This is a genomic window from Auritidibacter sp. NML130574, assembly GCF_003185725.2.
GTDB classification, from domain to species: Bacteria; Actinomycetota; Actinomycetes; order Actinomycetales; family Micrococcaceae; genus Auritidibacter; species Auritidibacter ignavus.
The window spans coordinates 1,611,943-1,630,401 of sequence record NZ_CP031746.1; the positions used below are offsets into that span (position 1 = coordinate 1,611,943).

Consider the following 18,459-nt stretch of genomic DNA (forward strand, 5'->3'; position numbering starts at 1 on the left):
TGAAACCACTCTACGGTGCACGCTGGTATGACTCTGAGCTACCAGCCGTACTTAGGGGCGCACACCGAAGCAGGGCGCCCCGAGAAGACGCGGTAGCACCCGGTAGGCGTCATGGATCCACTCGCACAGTCGCCGGCGGGTGGTTCGGGGATCAATGATGTCTTGGACGCTGAACGTTTCGGCGGTTCGAAACCGTGAGGAGTACCGTTGCAGTTGTTCGGTGATCTCTGCCAAGCGCTGTCCCGGATGGGGATGAGTCGCCAACTCAGAACGGAACGCCGCCTCGATTCCGCCTTGGGATGGTAGCGACCCCCAATCTCCCGAGGGCCAAGCCCAGCTACGCACCGCCCGGTGCCGGTTGACAATCCCAGCACCACCGACCCCGTACACCCGCCGCAGAATGATCTCGGCCTGCGGAATCTTGGCCTGATAGATCGCACTGATTGCCCGAGCACCGAGCCGGATCGTGGCATCTCGTTCCGCGCGGGAGCCGATCGTCATCCCGGCCTGATCGGTCAAACTCACCAGCGGCACGTGGAAGGCCTCACACAGGTTCACCAGGCGCTCGACCGCCATCGCACCCTCGCGGGATAACGTCGCACCGTGGGCCGGATTAGCGGTGATGACGCCAACCGGGTGTCCGTCTAGTCGCGCCAGCGCCGTGTAGGTGCCGGCCCCGTATTCGGCAAAGCGGAACACCGAGCCCCGGTCAAAAATACCCTCCACGATCGGCTCGATGGCATAGATCTGTCGTTCGTTGCGAGGAATCGCCGAGACGAGGGCCTCATCGGCTCGATCCACCGGGTCATCGGTGGCAATGGCCTCGGGGATCTCATCGACCGAGGACGGAAGGTAGGACAGAAACTCCCGGACCAGCCGATAGGCGGCCTGTTCATCGGCCACGATTCGTTCCACGGTGCCGTTGCCTCGGTGCACGGTGGCCCCGCCGAGTTCTTCTTTACTCAAGTCTTCACCGGTGGCGGCTTTGACCACCGGTGGTCCGGCCGTGAACAGTTGCCCGATCCCCTCGATCATCACCCCGAAATGAGACATAACAAACCGAGCCGCGCCGAGCCCGACCGTAGGGCCAGCACACACCGAGACCACCGGAACCCGGGAAAGATTGTCGACCACGTGATTCCACGCCGGGTTGACCGGCAGATACATTGCCTGGGCATCCAGCACTTTGGTGACCGACCCGCCCCCACTGGCCCCGTCGAGCACCCGCACCATTGGGACCCGCATTTCCCCGGCCAGTTGCTCGGTGAAGATTTGTTTGTCATAGATCGCGGCATCTCCGGATCCACCACGGATCGTGAAATCATCAACCCCTAACAGCACCCGTCGCCCTGCGATCGAGGCGGTGCCGGACAGATAATTGGTGGGTTTGACCCGGATCAGACGACCCTGGTCATCGTACTCACCGAATCCGGTCAGCGCTCCGATCTCGGCAAAGGAACCTTCGTCAGCCAACTGTGCGATCCGTTCCCGTGCGGTAAGCTTACCCGCGGCGTGCTGGCGTTCGACTTTGGCTGTACCCCCGTGCTGGTGAGCGAACTCGCCTCGCCGGGCTAGCTCGTCCAACTCCGGTTGCCATTCCTCGAGGTTGGTCGAGCTGGTCCGGTCCGAACCCGCCGGGCGATCGGGGTCACTGGACTCGCTCGAGACGGCATTGTGGTCGGACATCGACTGACCATAGGCCAGTGGTTGCCCAGCTTCGACGGTGTCTCCGACCTCGACCAACACACCCTGCACCACGCACTCGGTGCGCGCCCGTACGGGATGTTCCATTTTCATCGCTTCCACCGTGGCCACCGTCGTCCCAGCCGGCACACGCTCGCCCGGTGTCGCCTCGACCGAGATCACGACCCCGGTGACCTGGGTGCTGATGGGTTGCGCCCCCTCAGGAACCGCGCGCCGGCTCTCTGCGGTGACCTGATGTGGAAGCGCTGCCCGCCTAGCTGATACGTCCTGCAACTGGTCGTCTAGTTGCCCGACTGGCGGGTGCTCTCGTAACTGCGGCAGTCGAGCCTGGAGATATCCGGTGGTGATGGCCCCGGATAGGAACTGCTCGTCTGTCAGGATCGCATGCAACAGGCCACGATTGGTGTCCACCGGCGCGGTCGAAAGGTCCTGTAACGCCCGGGCGGTCACCTGAGCAGCCCCGGCAAAGGTCTCCGAGCGTCCGATCACCTTCGCGATCAGCGAGTCGAACCGGGGATTGATCACCGCGGGTGCCCGAAGCGCGGTATCAACCCGCACATAGCGCCCGGCCGGTAACGATAAATGCTCCACCGTGCCCGCGGTGGGGGTCACCGTTCCGTCGGCCTCCAATACCTCCGCGTTGACCCGGGCCTGAATCGCATACCCTCGCGATACCGGTGGCTGGTCCAGACCGAGTTCCGTCAGTGATGCCCCGGCCGCCAGGTGCAACTGAGCGGCCACCAGATCCACACCGGTGATCTCCTCGGTCACCGTGTGCTCGACCTGCAAGCGCGGATTGACCTCCATAAAGTAGAGGTCGTCGTCGGGTCCCTGACCGGTCACCAAAAACTCCACCGTCGCCAACGACCTCAACTGCACCGCCTCAGCGATCCGTCGCGCCACTGCAGTCAGACGTTCCCGTAGCTGCTCGCTCAGGTGCGGGCTCGGCGCGATTTCCACGATCTTTTGGTGGCGACGTTGCACCGAGCAGTCTCGTTCTCCCAGCTGTTGCACGTGGTGCCCGTCTCCGATCACCTGCACCTCCACGTGGCGCGGGTCGGCCACGAATTTTTCGATCAGCACATCTGCGGCCCCGAAGAACTGTTGCGCTTCCCGGGCGCACTCGCGCATCAGTGACTCCAACTGCGCCGGATCCGACACCCGGCGCAACCCTCGCCCGCCACCACCGGCGAGCGCCTTAATCATCACGGTGCCGTGCTCAGCCAAGAATTCTTGAGCCTGTGGCAAGTCCGGGTTCAACCCCGTGGCAGGAACGACCGGACCCCCCACCGAGACAGCCAACTGTCGCGACCGGGCCTTATCACCGAAAACCTCCAGCACGTGCGCATCAGGCCCGACGAACACGATCCCAGCCTGCTGGGCGGCCCGGGCTAGCTCCGGATTCTCTGAGAGAAATCCGTACCCAGGGTGAAGGTAACTGGCCTGCACCGACTGCGCGGCTGCGATCACCTGATCGATATCCAGATACGGCCCCACCCCGGTACCGTTGAGCTCCACCGCCACGTCGGCGTGCCGGATGTGTGCCTGATCGTCGGCGGTATAGACCACGGCGGCGCTCATCCCCACCGCGTGGATTGCCTCCACGATACGCACGGCAATCTCTCCACGGTTCGCGACCAGCACGGTGGGCATCGTGGTCCTCCTGATCAAGGGTCTGAGACCTACGTCACTGAATATCCCTGTGAAGTCAATCACCACCGGGGTGACGGTGTCAATGCAAGAGACGCCGCATCAGCCGGCCCCGGTCGAATCGCCGTCTATAATCTCCACGTCGCCATCGCGACGGGGATCTGGTGCCCCGGTGAGGGTCCTGGCCTCATAGTCGATCTCCAAGGCCTGAACGCTGCCGAATACCGCGTCGTTGCGGGTAGTGACCTGAATCTCCCAGCCCTGGTCCTCAGCCAGTTGCCTCACCTCGGCAGCAGGTTCCGTTTCCAAGGCCAAGGTTGAGCCCTGCAGACTGTGTCGCGGTCCGGTAACCGCCTGCTCAAGGCTGGCTCCGCTCAACGTCCACGGCAACACTGTGGAGGCCAAAATATTCGGGATCTGATGTCCCCCGGGGAACCAATGCCCAACACCGGCCGCCCTTGATCATCCAGGAGTAACACCGGTGCAGACCAACTGACCGACTTCCGTTCAGGCGCGGGCTGATTCTGCTCAGTGTCGAGTGCCGCGAACCGGTTAAGCTGATCGTTGAGAAAGAACCCGGCCACATACTCAGACTGATCCCCTCCCCAAAAACTGGTCAGGGTCTGCGTCATCGAAACCGTCATCCCACTGTCATCCACCACGGTGATGTGGGTGGTATTACCGGCTTGCACTGCTTCGGTCTGACGTTGATCGAGCTCAGCCTCGGCCGGCTGGATCTCTGCGCCCACGTCGTTCAGCGCGAGCTGGTGTTCTTCGGCCTGGCCGCCACGGTCATCGGCCTGGGTACCGCGACCGCGTTGATGCACCTCTTCGGTCCTGTGGGCTCCGAGGCCGGTTGGGATCAGCTACGTACCGCGCAGGGGCACTCCGAAATGCCGTTATGGTTACTCTCCAGCATCGGGATCGCAGCGGTTATTCTCGGTGTTTGTCTGCTAACCCAGCATTACCTGAAACGGTGGGTCCCGGCCCTGGTATCGGCCGGACGTCTCGCCTTTACCGTCTATTTGGCCCATTTGATCATTCTGGCCCTGGTCATCCGACCCGCCCCGGAGAACTTGGCCCAGGGATATCTGGTCACCATCGGCCTGTCAGCAGCCCTCGTGCTAGCCGCCCACGGCTGGTGGGTGAGGTTCGGCACTGGTCCGGCCGAACGCCTGCTGTCCTGGCCACCCCGGCTACGGACCAGCCCCTGATCGAGGTCCGCCCGCCCTATGACGTCAGATCGGGTAGTGCGGCCTCAGCGGCCTCAATGTCCTCGATGACTTTCTGGGCCCGACGACCGACGGTATACACCTCGGTTTGCCCCCGTCGGAACATCGCAGCCGCCTGGGCCACCGCCGCCAAATCATTAGCAGCCCGTGAAATCCACCGGTGCAGATCCTGAAATTCTCCGGGCACATCAAGGCTCTGCTGATCGGGGCTGGCCCGGCGCGCGGCCACACACAATGCCCGCACCCTGGGCAACAGATCGGCCAAAATATTGCCGGCGTTAATCAACCCGTTGTGTTCTTCAGCCGAGACGAAACCCTGGACGTTGCGGGCGTGTTCCTCATCCGGGTCCACGATCTGCCAATAGCGTTGCAGCGAGCGATGAAACCGGTCGTGGGCCTGACGCCACAAATGGTGACCCAACTCCCGGTCATCGCGACGTTGTTGGCGACGACGCGCAAAGGGACCCAGCTTCATCGCCTCAGCTACTTTCGGTCTCGGTGTTCTTCTGTACTGTTTCGTTTGAGCTGGTATCTTACGCCTCGGGCATCCGTAACACGATCTTGCCCTGTCGCTCAGCGTCACCAAACCGGTCGAAGGCCGCTGCGACATCCGTGAGATCAAACACCTCCGGTTCGGAGACACAGATCCGACCGTCTGCGATCAACGGCCAGAGGTGAGCCTGTACTCCTGCGAGCACCTCGGCTTTTTCCTCAGCGGTCCGTGAGCGCAACCGGGTTCCGGTAAACCAGGCCTGTTTGGCCATCAGTCGCATCACATTCAGTGTTCCTTTGGCTCCGCCCTGGGTGCCAATGGTAACAACCCGACCGCCACTAGCCACCGCTTTGACGTGGTCCTCCACATAGGCCCCGCCCACGGTATCCAGGATAACGTCGGCACCGTGGCCGTCGGTCAGCTCCATCACCCGATCGACAAAACTCTCGCTCCGGTAGTTAATGGCCTCGGCACCCATCTGTTGCACGGCCTGGCACTTGGACTCGCTTCCGGCGGTGGCGATCGGGCGCAACCCCAGGCCGAGCCCGGCACGGATCGCAAACTCACCGATCCCTCCGGTGCCACCGTGGATCAGCACAACGTCGCCTGGCTGAGCCCCACCCTGCATCCACACATTGGCCCACACCGTGGCCGCGACCTCAACGAGTCCGGCCGTCTGGGTCATGGACGTATTCTCGGGTAAGGGCAACAGCTGGCGGGCATCCACCGCCACGTATTCGGCGTAACCGCCCCCGGCCAGTAGGGCGCACACCGGCGTACCGAAGTCCCAGTGACCGGCCTGGGCGCCAACGGCTTCAATGGTGCCGGCCACTTCCAGTCCGGGAATCTCGCTAGCACCTTCCGGAGGGGGGTAGTTACCGGCCCGCTGGTGGGTATCGGCCTGGTTCATCCCTGCGGCAGCAACTTTGATTAATACCTCCCTCGCACTGTATTCCGGGACGGACTCCTCGACGACTTTCACCTCACAGGGGTGGTCGACCGAGGGCTGATCGTGTCCTGCGGGAGTGTAAAACCGTGCTGCAAACATACCTTCATTGTCTCAGACCTGTGCTGGATATAACACCGCAGATGCTCATCGCCCTACCCTTGCTGGGTGGTTCGTCTCGTCGCGAGGGTCATGGTCGCGTCATCTGAAGGTGCCGATCGGGATCAAGACCTGTATGATAGTGCGGTCAGGACGGTTGGCCGAGCGGCCGAAGGCGCTGGTCTTGAAAACCAGTAGGCGGTAACCCCGTCTCGTGGGTTCAAATCCCACACCGTCCGCTGTCAGTGGTCTGTTAGCTCACGTGCGATGAGTCAGACAGACCGCAACGCACGGCCCCTCGACACATCAGGCTACGTCGCTTCGCAGTCTGGACGTCGAGGGGCCGCTTCTGTGAGCGGTTCTGTGGATCGAACTAGCCGTTCAGTCGGGTGGTTTCCTGCCCGAAGCTGTCCAGCACGCTGGCGTTTTCAATGGTTGATGGCGTGTTGTATTCCTTGCCCTCGACAATGTCACGCATTGTCCGGCGCAGGATCTTGCCCGAACGGGTTTTGGGCAACGCGGAGACGATCTCAACATCTCGGAATGCTGCCACCGCGCCAAAGTCTGACCGAACTTTGGCGATCAGCTCTTCGGCCAGTTGCTCCTGAGAAATCTCGGCACCATCTGCCAAGACAACGTAGGCTACCGGTTTCTGACCTTTGAGCTCATCGGCCACCCCGATCACGGCACATTCGGCCACCGCGTCATGTTCTGCCACCAGACCTTCCAAAGTCCCGGTCGACAGCCGGTGTCCGGCCACGTTAATCACATCGTCCGACCGACCCAGGACGAAAATGTAACCATCCTCATCGATAAACCCGGTGTCCCCGGTGAGATAGTATCCCGGAAACGTTTCCAGATACGAGCGCTTAAATCGATCTTCCTCGTTCCAAAGTCCGATCAACGCCCCGGGTGGCAACGGAAGCTTGATGACGATATTGCCTTCCATCCCCTCAGCCACGGGTTCTCCGGCTGCATCCACGATAGAGACTTGGAATCCGGGCATCGGCACCGTCGGGGAGCCGGGTTTGAATGGGAGCTTTTCCAGGCCACGGGGGTTGGCCGCCACCGGCCATCCGGTTTCGGTCTGCCACCAGTGATCGACCACCGGCTTGCCAGTGATCTCGACAATCCAGTGGTAGGTGGCCTCATCGAGTCGCTCCCCAACCGAGAACACGTTCTCCAGACGAGACAGATCGTATTTCTTCACTTCCTCACCGCGCGGATCTTCTTTCCGGATCGCGCGGAATGCTGTGGGAGCCGCGTAGAGCATCTTCGCTCCGTATTCTTCCGCGACCCGCCAGAAAGCTCCAGCATCCGGGGTGCCCACCGGTTTCCCCTCGTAGAGCACGGTGGATGCCCCGGTGATCAGGGGTCCGTAAATAATATGCGAGTGCCCCACCACCCAGCCGATATCGGAGGCCACAAATGCCACCTCACCGGCATGCAGGTCGTAGATACGAGGCATCGACCACTCCAACGCGGTGGCGTATCCACCTTGGTCACGCATGACAGCTTTGGGCTTCGAGGTGGTACCCGAGGTGTGAAGCAGGTACAGCGGGTCACAGGAGGCCACCGGCACGGCCTCCGCGGCGCTAGCCGTGGCGACTGTCTCGTCCCAGTCCAACCATGATGGATCAAAGTCTCGGGCCTCTTCGTCGAACTGGGGCCGTTTTTTGACAATCACATACTCGGGTTGATGCTCTCCAGATTCGATGGCGGCCTTGATCGGTGGCAAGTACGGGATCTGTTTCGTGCGTTCGATCCCGCCAGACGCCGTGAGCACCACCTTCGGTTGAGTATCGTCCATTCGTGTGGTGATCTCTTTGGCAGCAAAACCGCCGAAGGTCACCACATGGATCGCTCCCAAGCGGGCACAAGCCAGCATCGCCACCGCCGCCTCGGGAATCATTGGCATATAGATCAACACTCGGTCACCCCGGGTCACGCCGAGATCCTGCAGAGCTCCAGCGGTTTGGGCGACCTCCTCCAGCAACTCCTGGTAGGTCACGGCTCGCTTATCGCCGGTGACCGCCGAATCGTAGTAGATCGCGATTCGATCACCGTGACCGGCAGCAACGTGCCGGTCTAGGGCTTGAACCGTAATGTTGATTTCGCCATCAGGAAACCACCGCCAGTGGAACTCATCGGGTTGCTCGACTGCGATGCTGGGAGCCTTCTCCCACTGAAGCGACGCCGCGTTCTCCAACCAAAACTGCTCTGGATGGTCTGTGGCGTAGCGGTAGACATCCTGATAGGTCTGATTCGTCGTAACCTGCTGGTTCATCACATCATCTCCATGATTGTCGTTGTGATGGTGTCAATGCCTTCCTTGAGAGACAACATACAGCAGGAGTGATCTGAAGCACAATTACTAGACTGGGGTCAGTCACGGACCGTCGCTTCATCTGGCTGTTTTGAAGATCGAGCCCCGGGTTAGCTATGCTAAGAGAGTTGTGCCTACCTCAGGGCGCATCTGGAGGCGTGCCAGAGCGGCCGAATGGACTTCACTGCTAATGAAGGGTCCGGGTTAAACCGGACCGGGGGTTCAAATCCCCCCGCCTCCGCGTATAACCCCGGGAACCGTCGAGTTTCCGGGGTTTTTCGTTGCAAATAAAGGGAAGTAGCGGAATTGGACCCAATCGTGTTGGTGTCATTTATGCCCCCAAAACGTCAGGTGATACGACAAAACTAGGATCACCGCGGTATCACAACCCACGCTTGACAGTGGCCGGTGGCACAGTAGGCCCTAGAATCCCCGCGTGGCACATGAGACTATGGTGATATGAGTCAACAACTTGAATTCAACGGTCATTTGGCTCGGGCTGCTCGGGCCATTGCAGGTGTCAACCCCATGTACGTCGCGCAGGAAGCGGGACTATCTCGCCAACAGCTCCGCGACTTCGAAAAGGGTGTGGGCGAACTTTCCGAGGCCGAATCCCACCAGCTCAAAACAACGTTGGAGAATCTCGGGGCCCGATTCATCACCGAGGATGCCCACGGTGGTCAGGGGGTGCGCGCCAAATTCCCCCGGAGCAAAGTGACCCAGGTGGAAAACTGGGAAGGTGAAGGCGGACCGGTCGGCGAGGACGACGCTTAGAGGCCTAGGCGTCGTCTTGGGGATTATTATCCTGTTGCGACAAGATCTGCATCAGGTCCATCGCTTCGGGCACCGTGAGCATGGTGTGCTCTGACAGGGTTTGGGCTGCCTCGTCAATGCGGTGATCACGCACCATCGCCCGTAACTGATCTCGTAGCCACGGTGGGAGGTCCTCACTCGAGAGTTGCACGGTGCCGTTATCGCGCATGACTTCGACCTGGAAACCACGAGGCTCCGGGGTGCTGAAATCTTCGTTTTCCCACTCGACGGGAACCGTGAGGTTGGTCAGTTCCTGTTCTCCGTCCTCCGTTGCCGGGGACTGCTCCGAGCCAGCCTGATCAGCCGATGTAGCACCATCGGAGTCATCCGGTACTGAGCGGTCTGTCGGGGTCAGATCGTCCTGGTCGCGCTGGTCGTCCCGATCGTTTAGAGGAGTATTCTCAACACTGTCACGTGCCATGTGGGGCGTGTCCGGTTCCGAGGACGACACGGCCTCGTCGATGCTGATCCATTCCTGTGGGTAGGACGCCAGGGCCTGCACATCCAGCATCGCATCCATCGAGGACACACCGGTCGCCTCACGGTACCGCATGGCGGCCTCCCGCATCTTACCGACGGCAATCAGCCGATAAACCTGGCGGTGGTCTTCTTCATCCAACCGCGTGGAGGCTTGCGCTGCGGTGATCGGTGAAATCCGTTCGGACAATCCACCACCGCGTCGCTGAGACCCGCCACCGGTCCCCGAGGAGGACCGAGACGGCTTGGAGGAGCCGTTATTTTTCTTCGCCACAGCGGCTACCCCGCGATACCCCAGGGCAACAAGAACAGCAACACCAAGGATGATGAGCACGGGGATCAGGTATTCCATGGGGACAATTCTACGGTCCCCTAGCGCATTCTGTCGCCCTGATGTGGTCACATGACCTACCCGCGACGATGGCGGATCCCCCGGGTGATGACAACGGCTACCACCAGCAACGCCGCGGTGAGGGTCAACACGATGGTCATCATCACGGTGCCCGGCCAACCGTGGGCATCCAACAACACTCCGCCGAGCCATCCGAAAAGACTCGATCCAGCGTAATAGCAGAGATTGTACAGCGCCGTGGATTGTGCCCGGCCGGCCACCGCGGCCGCACCCGCCCAGCCGGAGGCCACTGAGTGGGCGGCGAAAAACGCTCCGGTGAAAATGATCAGCCCCCACAAGATCGCCCACACATTGGGGACTAGTGTCAGCGCCACCGAGATCACCATGGCTGCCGAAACCGCTAGCAGCACCGTCGCTGGCCCGTAACGGGTGGCCAAACGCCCGGCCATCGGAGAGGTGACTATCCCCATCACGTAGGCCCAGAAGATCACGGAGACCACCGCAGCGGGCAAGAAAAAAGGTTCGGTCATCAGGTGGTATCCCAGGAAGTTGTAGATCGCAACGAACCCGCCCATCAGCAACATGCCCTGCAGATAGGTGACGATCAATTGCGGGGATTTCAGATTGCCGGTGATCGCCACCAACGCGTGTTTGATGCTGTGCCCGGAGGGTGTGAACCCTCTGGCATCGGGGCTGAGCAATAAGAATCCGATCCCTGAGATGCCGGCGATCACCACGACGATGAGCATCCCGACTCGCCACCCGGCCCAGTCGCCGATCGGCGTGGCGATCACCCGGCCGATAAGTCCGCCGATCACGGTGCCTGCGATGTAGGTTCCGGCAGCTTGGCCGGCATACTTGCGATCAACTTCCTCATTCAAATAGGCCATCGCCAGGGCCGGGACCCCGCCGAGACTGATGCCTTCCAGGAGCCGGAACACCAGCATGAGGTTGAACGACGGCGCAACCACCGAGGCAACGGCGAAGATCAAGGCCGCCATCAGCGCGATGGCCATGGCTTTTTTGCGTCCCAGACGATCACCAACGAAAGACCACGGGATCACCGCCAGCGCCAGCCCGGCGGTGGCCATCGAGATCAACAGTGCGGCTTGATCGGCGCTGATCTGCACATCCGCCGAGATCAGTGGTAGTAGCCCTTGGGGTGAGTACAATTGGGCGAACGTGGCGATCCCGGCTAACAAGAGGCCCGCCAATAACCGGCGGTATCCGGCGGTCTGAGGCACGTGCCCGTGCCACGCCCGGGTGGCTGTGTGCTGATCATCCACGATTCTCACCCACAGTCTGTCTCGCCTCCTGACCGGTCTGTTCGTCTCATTCGGTGGGTCCGGTACGCTGCCCAGCTGGTCGGTAACTGGAGTGCACCGTCATTCTCAGCCCGGCCTGTGGCCGAGCGCCCGGGGTTGGGAACTCCAGCGTCTGCCGAGGCTCGGCACAATCGGCACTGACTGACTAGAGTGTCTGATGTGAGTTCTCAAACACCAGATGTCGTTGACCTATCCGAATCGTTTAAAGCCTACGATGTGCGTGGCATTGTCGGGTCCACCATCACCGATGACTCCGTGCGGGCGGTGGGAGCCGCTTTCGTGGATGTGCTCGAGCTGGCCGGTGCCACTATGCTCGTCGGTGGCGATATGCGCGCCTCCTCACCGGAATTCATGCAGGCCTTCGCCGACGGCGCGCGATCCCGCGGAGCCAATGTCACCAGCCTGGGGCTGATTTCCACCGACATGCTCTACCACGCCACGGGAGTATTGAACGCTCCGGGCGTGATGTTCACCGCCAGTCACAATCCGTCCTCCTATAACGGGATGAAGATGGCGCGTGCCGGGGCCAGCCCGATCTCGGCCGACACCGGCCTGGCCGAGATTCAACAGCTGGCCCAGCGCTACCTGAACGAGGGCGGGATTCCTGCGGTGGAAAACCCCGGCGAGTACTCCGATACCGAGACGTTGACTGACTACGCCACGTTTTTGCGCTCCCTGGTGGATCTGTCTCACATTCGTCCGCTGAAGATCGTGGTGGATGCCGGTAATGGTATGGCTGGCAAGACCACCCCGGCGGTGCTGGGTGATGAGCTTCTCGAGGCGCTACCGATCGAGATCGATCCGCTGTACTTCACCCTGGATGGTACTTTCCCGAATCACCCGGCCAACCCGCTGGAGCCGGAGAACCTCAAGGATGTGCAGGCACGTGTGCGCGAAACCGGCGCCGATCTGGGGCTGGCCTTCGACGGTGACGCCGACCGGTGCTTCGTGGTCGATGAGAACGGTGACCCCGTCTCGCCCTCGGCAATCACCGCGATCGTGGCTCAGCGTGAAATTCAGCGTGCTCAGGCAGAGGGTGAACAGACCCCGGTGATTATTCACAACCTGATCACTTCCCAGGCGGTCCCGGAGCTGGTGACCGCCAGCGGTGGACGACCGGTGCGCACCCGAGTGGGGCACTCCTTCATCAAGGCGGTCATGGCCGAGGAAAATGCTGTCTTCGGTGGTGAGCACTCGGCCCACTACTACTTCCGGGACTTCTTCAACGCCGACACCGGCATGTTGGCGGCCATGCACGTGCTGGCCGTGCTGGGTAGCACCGAACGGGCCATGTCCGACGTGACCGAAGAATTCAACCCCTACATCGCCTCCGGCGAGATCAACTCCGAGGTTGCCGATAAGGAGGCTGCCACCGCGCGGGTGCTGGAGGCCTTCCAGACCGACTCTGCCGATAACGACCTCACGGTTGACCGGCTCGACGGGGTGACGGTGGCCTCCCAGTCCGGTGGCTGGTGGTTCAACGTTCGGCCTTCGAACACCGAGCCCTTACTACGGTACAACGGTGAGGCCCAGGACGAATCCGTGATGGCTGAGGTTCGTGATCGGGCCTTGGCCGCCATTCGCGATCAGTAATCCGGTCGGGTTCTTTACCCCGCCAGCGCCAAGGGAAGCACTCCGTGGGTGGTCTCGGCAAGCGCGGTCACCAGGTGATTGGGCACCTGAAAGCGCTGGTGAACCTGTGCGAGACGAAACGCCGAGTTCCCGCCCCGGACCGACACCACCGCGATCGGGCGCTGGTCCCCATCCCATTCGGCCAGTAGTTGTACCACCGTAGTGAGGACCGCCTCGGGAATCTATCGGTCGCCAGGGTTTTCAGCAATAACTCCAAGTGGCTACGTTTCAGGGCCACCGCGGTCTCTGGCTGGGTGATCGATGTGGGACCGTGTTCGGTGAGATAGTCCAACACTCGGGGCGCCCAGGCGGATCACGAATCCCCGATCGGGTTTATCGAATCCCATCCCCAGGGCCGAGGTGGCCACCAGGGCGGTCAGCTCGTTGTTGATGAGTTGCTCTTCCAGCAGCCGTCGCTGTGCCTGCTCGGCGAGGTTCCGGTCGAGCCCCGCCGATACGTGCTGGCCGTTGTGCGGATCCTCAGTGCCCTGGGTCATCGCACCGGCCTCATCATGCTGACATCATGCTGATAGAGCACCAGCCGGGCGATCAGGAAGAAAGCACCTCCCCGATACCCCGGAGCCACCACTGCCCCGTCATCGTGCTGAAATGTGCACGGTCACGGGGCAACGGTGACAGTCGGTGCTGACCGCCGTGTTCGAGGGTCAGGTGGAGTTATGCCTGCAGATCCGCCTTGAGCTGGTCGAGTCGCTCGCGCATGGCCTGTGGCAGGCTGTCGCCGAATTTGTCGAACCATTCCTCGATCAGTTCGACCTCGGCCTTCCATTCATCGCGGTCGACGTGCAACGCAGCATCAATTTGGCCCTGGGACACATCCAGGCCGGTCAGATCCAGCGAATCGCGGGTCGGGACGTGACCGATCGGTGTTTCGATCGCCTCGGCTTCGCCCTGCAGTCGCTGGACGATCCACTTCAGCACGCGAGAATTTTCGCCGAACCCGGGCCAGGCGAAATCGCCGTCGGCGGTGCGACGGAACCAGTTGACCAAGAAGATCTTGGGCAATTTCTCGGTGCCGATCTGATCTTCCATATCGAGCCAGTGCTGTACATAGTCACCGGCAGCGTATCCGATGAACGGCAACATCGCCATTGGGTCCCGACGTACCTCGCCGACCTGGCCTTCCGCCGCGGCGGTGCGCGCTGAGGACAGGGTGGCACCCTTGAAAACGCCGTCGGTCCAGCTGGTGGCTTCGGTGACCAGTGGTACCGTGGTCTTCCGGCGTCCACCAAACAGGATCGCGTCCAGCGGCACGCCATTGGGCTCGTTGTACTCCGGGGCCAGCATATCGGTCTGGGTGATCGGGGTGCAGAACCGCGAGTTGGGGTGGGCAGCTGGGGTATCGGAGTCCGGAGTCCAGTCCTGACCCCGCCAGTCGATCAAATGCTCCGGGGGGTCTTCGGTGAGACCTTCCCACCACACGCCCCCTTCATCGGTTAGGGCGACGTTGGTGAAGATACTGTTGCCCTTGGAGATTGCCCGCATCGCGTTGGGGTTGGTGGACCAACCGGTGCCGGGAGCGACACCGAAGAAGCCGAACTCGGGATTGACTACCCGCAGAGTGCCCTCCGCGTCCGGGCGGATCCAGGCAATGTCGTCACCCAGGGTCTCGGCCTTCCACCCTTTCACGGTCGGGTCGATCAGCGCGAGGTTGGTCTTACCGCACGCCGAGGGGAAGGCGCCGGTAATGTACCGGACATCGCCCTGCGGGCTGGTGAGCTTCAACACCAACATGTGCTCGGCCAGCCATCCCTCGTCGCGAGCCATGGCTGAGGCGATACGCAGCGAGTAGCACTTCTTGCCCAACAGAGCATTTCCGCCGTATCCGGAACCGTAGGAGACAATTTCGCGGCTCTCGGGGAAATGCACGATCCACTTCGTGTCATTACACGGCCAGGCGACATCCTCTTCGCCCTCTTCCAGCGGGGCACCCACCGAGTGCAGGGCAGGGACGAAGAAGGCTTCGGTCTCAGTCAGCCGGTCCAGCACATCCTGGCCAATCCGGGCCATGATCCGCATCGAGAGCACCACGTAGGGCGAGTCGGTGATCTCGACACCGAACTTGGGGTCATCGGCGTCCAAGTGCCCCATCACGAAGGGGATCACGTACATGGTGCGCCCACGCATTGAGCCGGCGAAGGCGTCGTTAAGGATGGCACGCATTTCCCGAGGATCCATCCAATTATTGGTGAATCCGGCGTCGGCTTTCTTTTCGGAGCAGATAAAGGTCCGCCCCTCCACTCGGGCCACGTCACTGGGGTCCGAGAATGCCGCATAGGAATTGGGGAACTGAGGATCGGTCAGCTTGGTCAACGTTCCGGCCTCAACCAGTTCCGCCGCGAGCCGATCATACTCCTCTTGCGATCCGTCCACCCAATAGATGGAGTCCGGCTGAGTACGCCCGGCGACCTCCTTGACCCAATCCAGCAGGTCACGGTAGGTCGTGGGCGCATTCTCCTCCAGTGCGGAGAGATCATTCGAGGCAACATGAGCAACCATGTGGGTCCTTAGAGTCTAGGGTCTCGGTTTAAACGGAGTCAGCACGCTCATCCACCCGATGCTGGGAGCTACCTCAGCCCACCAATCGGATCATCGCCACTAACACGCCGTTGTATCAGCACGTGATGAGTTCAGTGTTACTCCTGTGGCCAGTCTATCAGCGCCCCAGCGGAATTTCCCTCTTATTCATATCGGCCCCTTAGACGTCGCTGAGGTGTCGCTTGAGATCGTTGCGCGTCGAGACCTGAGGTGCGTGTTCACGCGGGTTTTGCCTCAATTTGGCATTCAGTTCTGATCCGCGTATAGTATTCAACGGTCATGATGACCCAGCGCCCTTAGCTCAGCTGGATAGAGCGTCTGTCTACGGAACAGAAGGTCAGGGGTTCGAATCCCTTAGGGCGCGCTTTTTTATGTCCGAGATCACATCCGCTCTGGTGTGGGTTTTCAGTTTTTGGAGCATTCCCCTTTGGGTATTCGGCCCGATCTGCGGACTTTACCAATTACCACCAATTACCGCGGTTGATCAGCCCCGCGGTGCGATGAAATCCACCATGCGCGCATCCCGCCCATCCAGCTCCGCCCAACGCGCTGAGATCTCAAAAACTTGGATGCCCAGCGTGGGGTAATGCTCGGCCATCCGGATCACCGATTGCTCGTCAGAAGCGACCGAGGCCAGTCGCATCCCGAGGTCTTGTACCCACGGCATATGTCCCACCACACACAGTGTGCGCACAGATTCTTCGGTTTCATTGATCACCGATAGCGCCTGGGCCGCGGTGGCCTCATAAAGCCGTGGATCCAACGCCGGAGTCACCGCCTGCTCGCCGAGCTCGGAGAGAACCCAGGTGGTGGTCTGTCGGGTGCGTACCGCATCCGAGGTGATGATCTGATCGGGGATCAGCCCCCGAGTCAGAAGCCACTTCCCCGCTTCCGGGGCGTCTTGAGCTCCGGTGGCTGATAAAGTGCGTTCATGGTCAGCCACCCCCAGACCGTGTTCGGCTTGAGCGTGCCGGATGATCACTAATGTTTTCTGCTGATCGTTACCTCGCACAGTCATCACGGCATACCCTCACTGCTATCGTGGCCACCCGATCTAAATGGAATATTCCGGAGCAGCCCAGACCACCACTTCGGGGTGCTCGTAGAAGCGGTACCCCTGACCGCGCACCGTCCGTACCGTGCCGGAGAGACGTCCCAGCTTGGAGCGCAAGCGGCGGATATGCACATCAATGGTGCGTTCATTGGGGACCTCATCGCTTTCATCCCACAGCGCGTGCAACAGCTCGTCACGATTCACCGTGCGGGATCCGTTGTCGATCAGGTAATTCAACAACTCGAACTCTTTGAAAGTCAGATTCAACGGCTCACCGTCCAGCAACACTTCGCGGCGGGCCAGGTCGATCAAGACACCGGGCTGACGTGTCGAGACGGGAGCTGGTGGCTGGGCCAAGTCAGGACGAACCCCGGCATTCATCGTCGGATCGCCCAGCACCTGCCGGACCACCTCGAGGTCATCACCGGCAGCTCCGGCCGGGGCAACGGCCACAGCTGCGTGAGTATCCGCCCCGGGAACCAGCGATTCCACGTAGTGGCGCAATTCATTGGCCAGCCTGGTCAGCGAGGTACCAGCCGCCGAGGCCAGTCCTTCATCCATGCCAACGTAGATCACGAATCCACGCGCTTCAGTTTCCTGCGCCACCGGCTGTAGACCCGGGTGGGCCTCGTCACGAGCCATCATGGTCGAGGGCTCACGCACCTGCCCGTCCGCGCGGGCATGATCAGATTGCATCGCCTCAGACTCAGCACGCCGAGAAGTATGATGCGCTTGCTCCTGGACCATCCGAGCCCGTTCGGCTCGACGGCGAGCATTGCGGACGGAAATGTGAACGTATCCTTGGGCTGAGCTGGACATAGAATGCAATTCCTTACACAGACTCTGCGACACTACGCTGTCCCCGATCCATCGCACTCCCATCGTGCGATTCATCCGGCGAGACGAGCGTCGCCTCGACAATGTTCTATCCCCTTAGATTCCCCCGTAACATTCCCGTAACGCAAGTACACGGCCCACCCATATCCCACATACTGAAATTCTCAGCCCTGAATATGAGAAAAATCACTCGTAATATAGCGATGCATTCCTTTTGGACCCAAGAAATCCCTGTATAGGATTACTCCGCCGTACCGTAGAGCCGGTCGCCGGCATCACCGAGGCCTGGAGAAATATAGGCCTGTTCGGTCAACCTATCGTCGAGTGCTGCCACAAAAAGATCGATGTCCATCTGGTGGTATGCCTCGTCGACCTTCTTCAACCCTTCCGGAGCGGCCACCAAGCAAATGCAGGTCACCCGCCGAACTTTGCGTTCGTGCAGGAAACGGATAGCCTCCACCAGCGTTCCCCCGGTGGCCAGCATCGGGTCGAGAACGAAACAGTGGCGTCCGGCCAGATCCCCGGGGAGTCGTTCGGCATAGGTGATGATATCCAAAGTTTCGTCATTGCGTTGCATCCCCAAGAAACCGACCTCAGCGGTCGGAGTCATCGTCATCATGCCTTCCAACATGCCCAGACCGGCCCGCAAGATCGGGACCACCAACGGACGGGGTGCGGCCAGACGGGCGCCTGTGGTCGCGGCAACCGGCGTGTTGATCTCGACATCTTCCACGGGTAGGTCGCGGGTGGCTTCATATCCCAGCAACGTCACCAGTTCGCTGGTGAGCTGACGGAAAATATGTGACGGCGTATTCTCATCGCGCAGCGCGGTGAGTTTATGGGCAATCAAGGGATGATCAACAACGTGGAATCGCATGCTCCAAACTCTACTCAACCCGACTGGATTTCCTGAGAACGGGCCCACGGCTAAGCTGTGATACGTGACCGAAACAGGAGCCTGTG

The 18,459-nt window shown here is 61.0% G+C and carries 15 protein-coding genes, 3 tRNA genes and 1 pseudogene; 6 read left to right on the top strand and 13 right to left on the bottom strand.

Annotated elements, in window-relative coordinates; all coding sequences use genetic code 11:
* Nucleotides 1–51: 51 nt before the first annotated feature.
* Nucleotides 52–3,357 (bottom strand): carboxyl transferase domain-containing protein, encoded by a 3,306-nt coding sequence (locus DCC27_RS07335; protein WP_110110827.1) that lies wholly within the window; start codon nucleotides 3,355–3,357, stop codon nucleotides 52–54.
* Nucleotides 3,358–3,456: 99 nt separating this feature from the next.
* A pseudogene (locus tag DCC27_RS12830) lies at nucleotides 3,457–4,103 on the bottom strand (gamma-glutamyltransferase).
* Between DCC27_RS12830 and DCC27_RS07350 the strand changes: the two are divergent.
* The gene (locus tag DCC27_RS07350) at nucleotides 4,023–4,568 is read left to right on the top strand and encodes a DUF418 domain-containing protein (protein ID WP_148707522.1); all 546 of its coding nucleotides are present in this window, start codon (nucleotides 4,023–4,025) and stop codon (nucleotides 4,566–4,568) included. The pseudogene DCC27_RS12830 and the gene DCC27_RS07350 sit on opposite strands and share 81 nt — an antisense overlap.
* Before the next feature lie 16 nt (nucleotides 4,569–4,584).
* Here DCC27_RS07350 and DCC27_RS07355 read toward each other — a convergent pair whose 3' ends face one another.
* Together DCC27_RS07355 and DCC27_RS07360 are read right to left on the bottom strand one after the other, a co-directional pair.
* Entirely contained in the window at nucleotides 4,585–5,061 is a 477-nt protein-coding gene (locus tag DCC27_RS07355) for a hypothetical protein (RefSeq protein WP_110110831.1), read from the bottom strand.
* Between the two features lie 58 nt (nucleotides 5,062–5,119).
* Nucleotides 5,120–6,127 carry an NAD(P)H-quinone oxidoreductase gene (locus tag DCC27_RS07360; RefSeq protein WP_110110832.1) on the bottom strand — a complete coding sequence of 336 codons (1,008 nt, stop codon included), beginning with the start codon at nucleotides 6,125–6,127 and terminating at the stop codon, nucleotides 5,120–5,122.
* Between the two features lie 148 nt (nucleotides 6,128–6,275).
* Between DCC27_RS07360 and DCC27_RS07365 the strand changes: the two genes are divergently transcribed.
* A tRNA-Ser gene (locus tag DCC27_RS07365) sits at nucleotides 6,276–6,363 on the top strand.
* A 134-nt stretch (nucleotides 6,364–6,497) separates the two neighbouring features.
* Here DCC27_RS07365 and DCC27_RS07370 read toward each other — a convergent pair.
* Nucleotides 6,498–8,411: an AMP-binding protein gene (locus DCC27_RS07370; RefSeq protein WP_110110833.1), complete on the bottom strand. Its 1,914-nt coding sequence runs from the start codon at nucleotides 8,409–8,411 to the stop codon at nucleotides 6,498–6,500.
* A 191-nt stretch (nucleotides 8,412–8,602) separates the two neighbouring features.
* On the opposite strand from DCC27_RS07370, the gene DCC27_RS07375 reads away from it, so the two are divergent.
* Nucleotides 8,603–8,691: transfer RNA gene (locus DCC27_RS07375), tRNA-Ser, on the top strand.
* A gap of 218 nt (nucleotides 8,692–8,909) precedes the next feature.
* Nucleotides 8,910–9,224, top strand: a complete 315-nt coding sequence (locus tag DCC27_RS07380; RefSeq protein ID WP_110101194.1) for an XRE family transcriptional regulator — start codon at nucleotides 8,910–8,912, stop codon at nucleotides 9,222–9,224.
* 4 nt (nucleotides 9,225–9,228) lie between these two features.
* On the opposite strand, the gene DCC27_RS07385 is transcribed toward DCC27_RS07380, so the two are convergent.
* Both DCC27_RS07385 and DCC27_RS07390 read right to left on the bottom strand, forming a co-directional pair.
* Entirely contained in the window at nucleotides 9,229–10,092 is an 864-nt protein-coding gene (locus tag DCC27_RS07385) for a hypothetical protein (RefSeq protein WP_110110834.1), read from the bottom strand.
* Between the two features lie 56 nt (nucleotides 10,093–10,148).
* Nucleotides 10,149–11,378, bottom strand: a complete 1,230-nt coding sequence (locus DCC27_RS07390) for an MFS transporter (RefSeq protein WP_233242777.1) — start codon at nucleotides 11,376–11,378, stop codon at nucleotides 10,149–10,151.
* Nucleotides 11,379–11,576: 198 nt separating this feature from the next.
* On the opposite strand from DCC27_RS07390, the gene DCC27_RS07395 reads away from it, so the two are divergent.
* Entirely contained in the window at nucleotides 11,577–13,010 is a 1,434-nt protein-coding gene (locus DCC27_RS07395) for a phosphomannomutase/phosphoglucomutase (protein WP_110110840.1), read from the top strand.
* 14 nt (nucleotides 13,011–13,024) lie between these two features.
* Here the strand turns inward: DCC27_RS07395 and DCC27_RS07400 are convergent, their stop codons facing one another.
* From DCC27_RS07400 to DCC27_RS07410, 3 genes are all read right to left on the bottom strand, one after another.
* A complete protein-coding gene (locus tag DCC27_RS07400) occupies nucleotides 13,025–13,207 on the bottom strand; it encodes a hypothetical protein (protein WP_110110835.1) in 183 nt (60 codons plus the stop codon).
* Nucleotides 13,208–13,270: 63 nt separating this feature from the next.
* Complete coding sequence (locus DCC27_RS07405; RefSeq protein WP_110101196.1) at nucleotides 13,271–13,546, bottom strand: hypothetical protein; 276 nt, start codon at nucleotides 13,544–13,546, stop codon at nucleotides 13,271–13,273.
* A gap of 178 nt (nucleotides 13,547–13,724) precedes the next feature.
* Nucleotides 13,725–15,566: a phosphoenolpyruvate carboxykinase (GTP) gene (locus tag DCC27_RS07410; protein ID WP_110101197.1), complete on the bottom strand. Its 1,842-nt coding sequence runs from the start codon at nucleotides 15,564–15,566 to the stop codon at nucleotides 13,725–13,727.
* A 329-nt stretch (nucleotides 15,567–15,895) separates the two neighbouring features.
* Here DCC27_RS07410 and DCC27_RS07415 point away from each other — a divergent pair.
* Nucleotides 15,896–15,969: transfer RNA gene (locus DCC27_RS07415), tRNA-Arg, on the top strand.
* Nucleotides 15,970–16,089: 120 nt separating this feature from the next.
* Here DCC27_RS07415 and DCC27_RS07420 read toward each other — a convergent pair.
* From DCC27_RS07420 to upp, 3 genes are all read right to left on the bottom strand, one after another.
* Nucleotides 16,090–16,623 carry a histidine phosphatase family protein gene (locus DCC27_RS07420; protein WP_110101198.1) on the bottom strand — a complete coding sequence of 178 codons (534 nt, stop codon included), beginning with the start codon at nucleotides 16,621–16,623 and terminating at the stop codon, nucleotides 16,090–16,092.
* Nucleotides 16,624–16,659: 36 nt separating this feature from the next.
* The gene (locus DCC27_RS07425; RefSeq protein WP_110099872.1) at nucleotides 16,660–17,478 is read right to left on the bottom strand and encodes a winged helix-turn-helix domain-containing protein; all 819 of its coding nucleotides are present in this window, start codon (nucleotides 17,476–17,478) and stop codon (nucleotides 16,660–16,662) included.
* Nucleotides 17,479–17,737: 259 nt separating this feature from the next.
* Entirely contained in the window at nucleotides 17,738–18,373 is a 636-nt protein-coding gene (gene upp, locus DCC27_RS07430; RefSeq protein WP_110101199.1) for a uracil phosphoribosyltransferase, read from the bottom strand.
* Nucleotides 18,374–18,459: the final 86 nt, after the last annotated feature.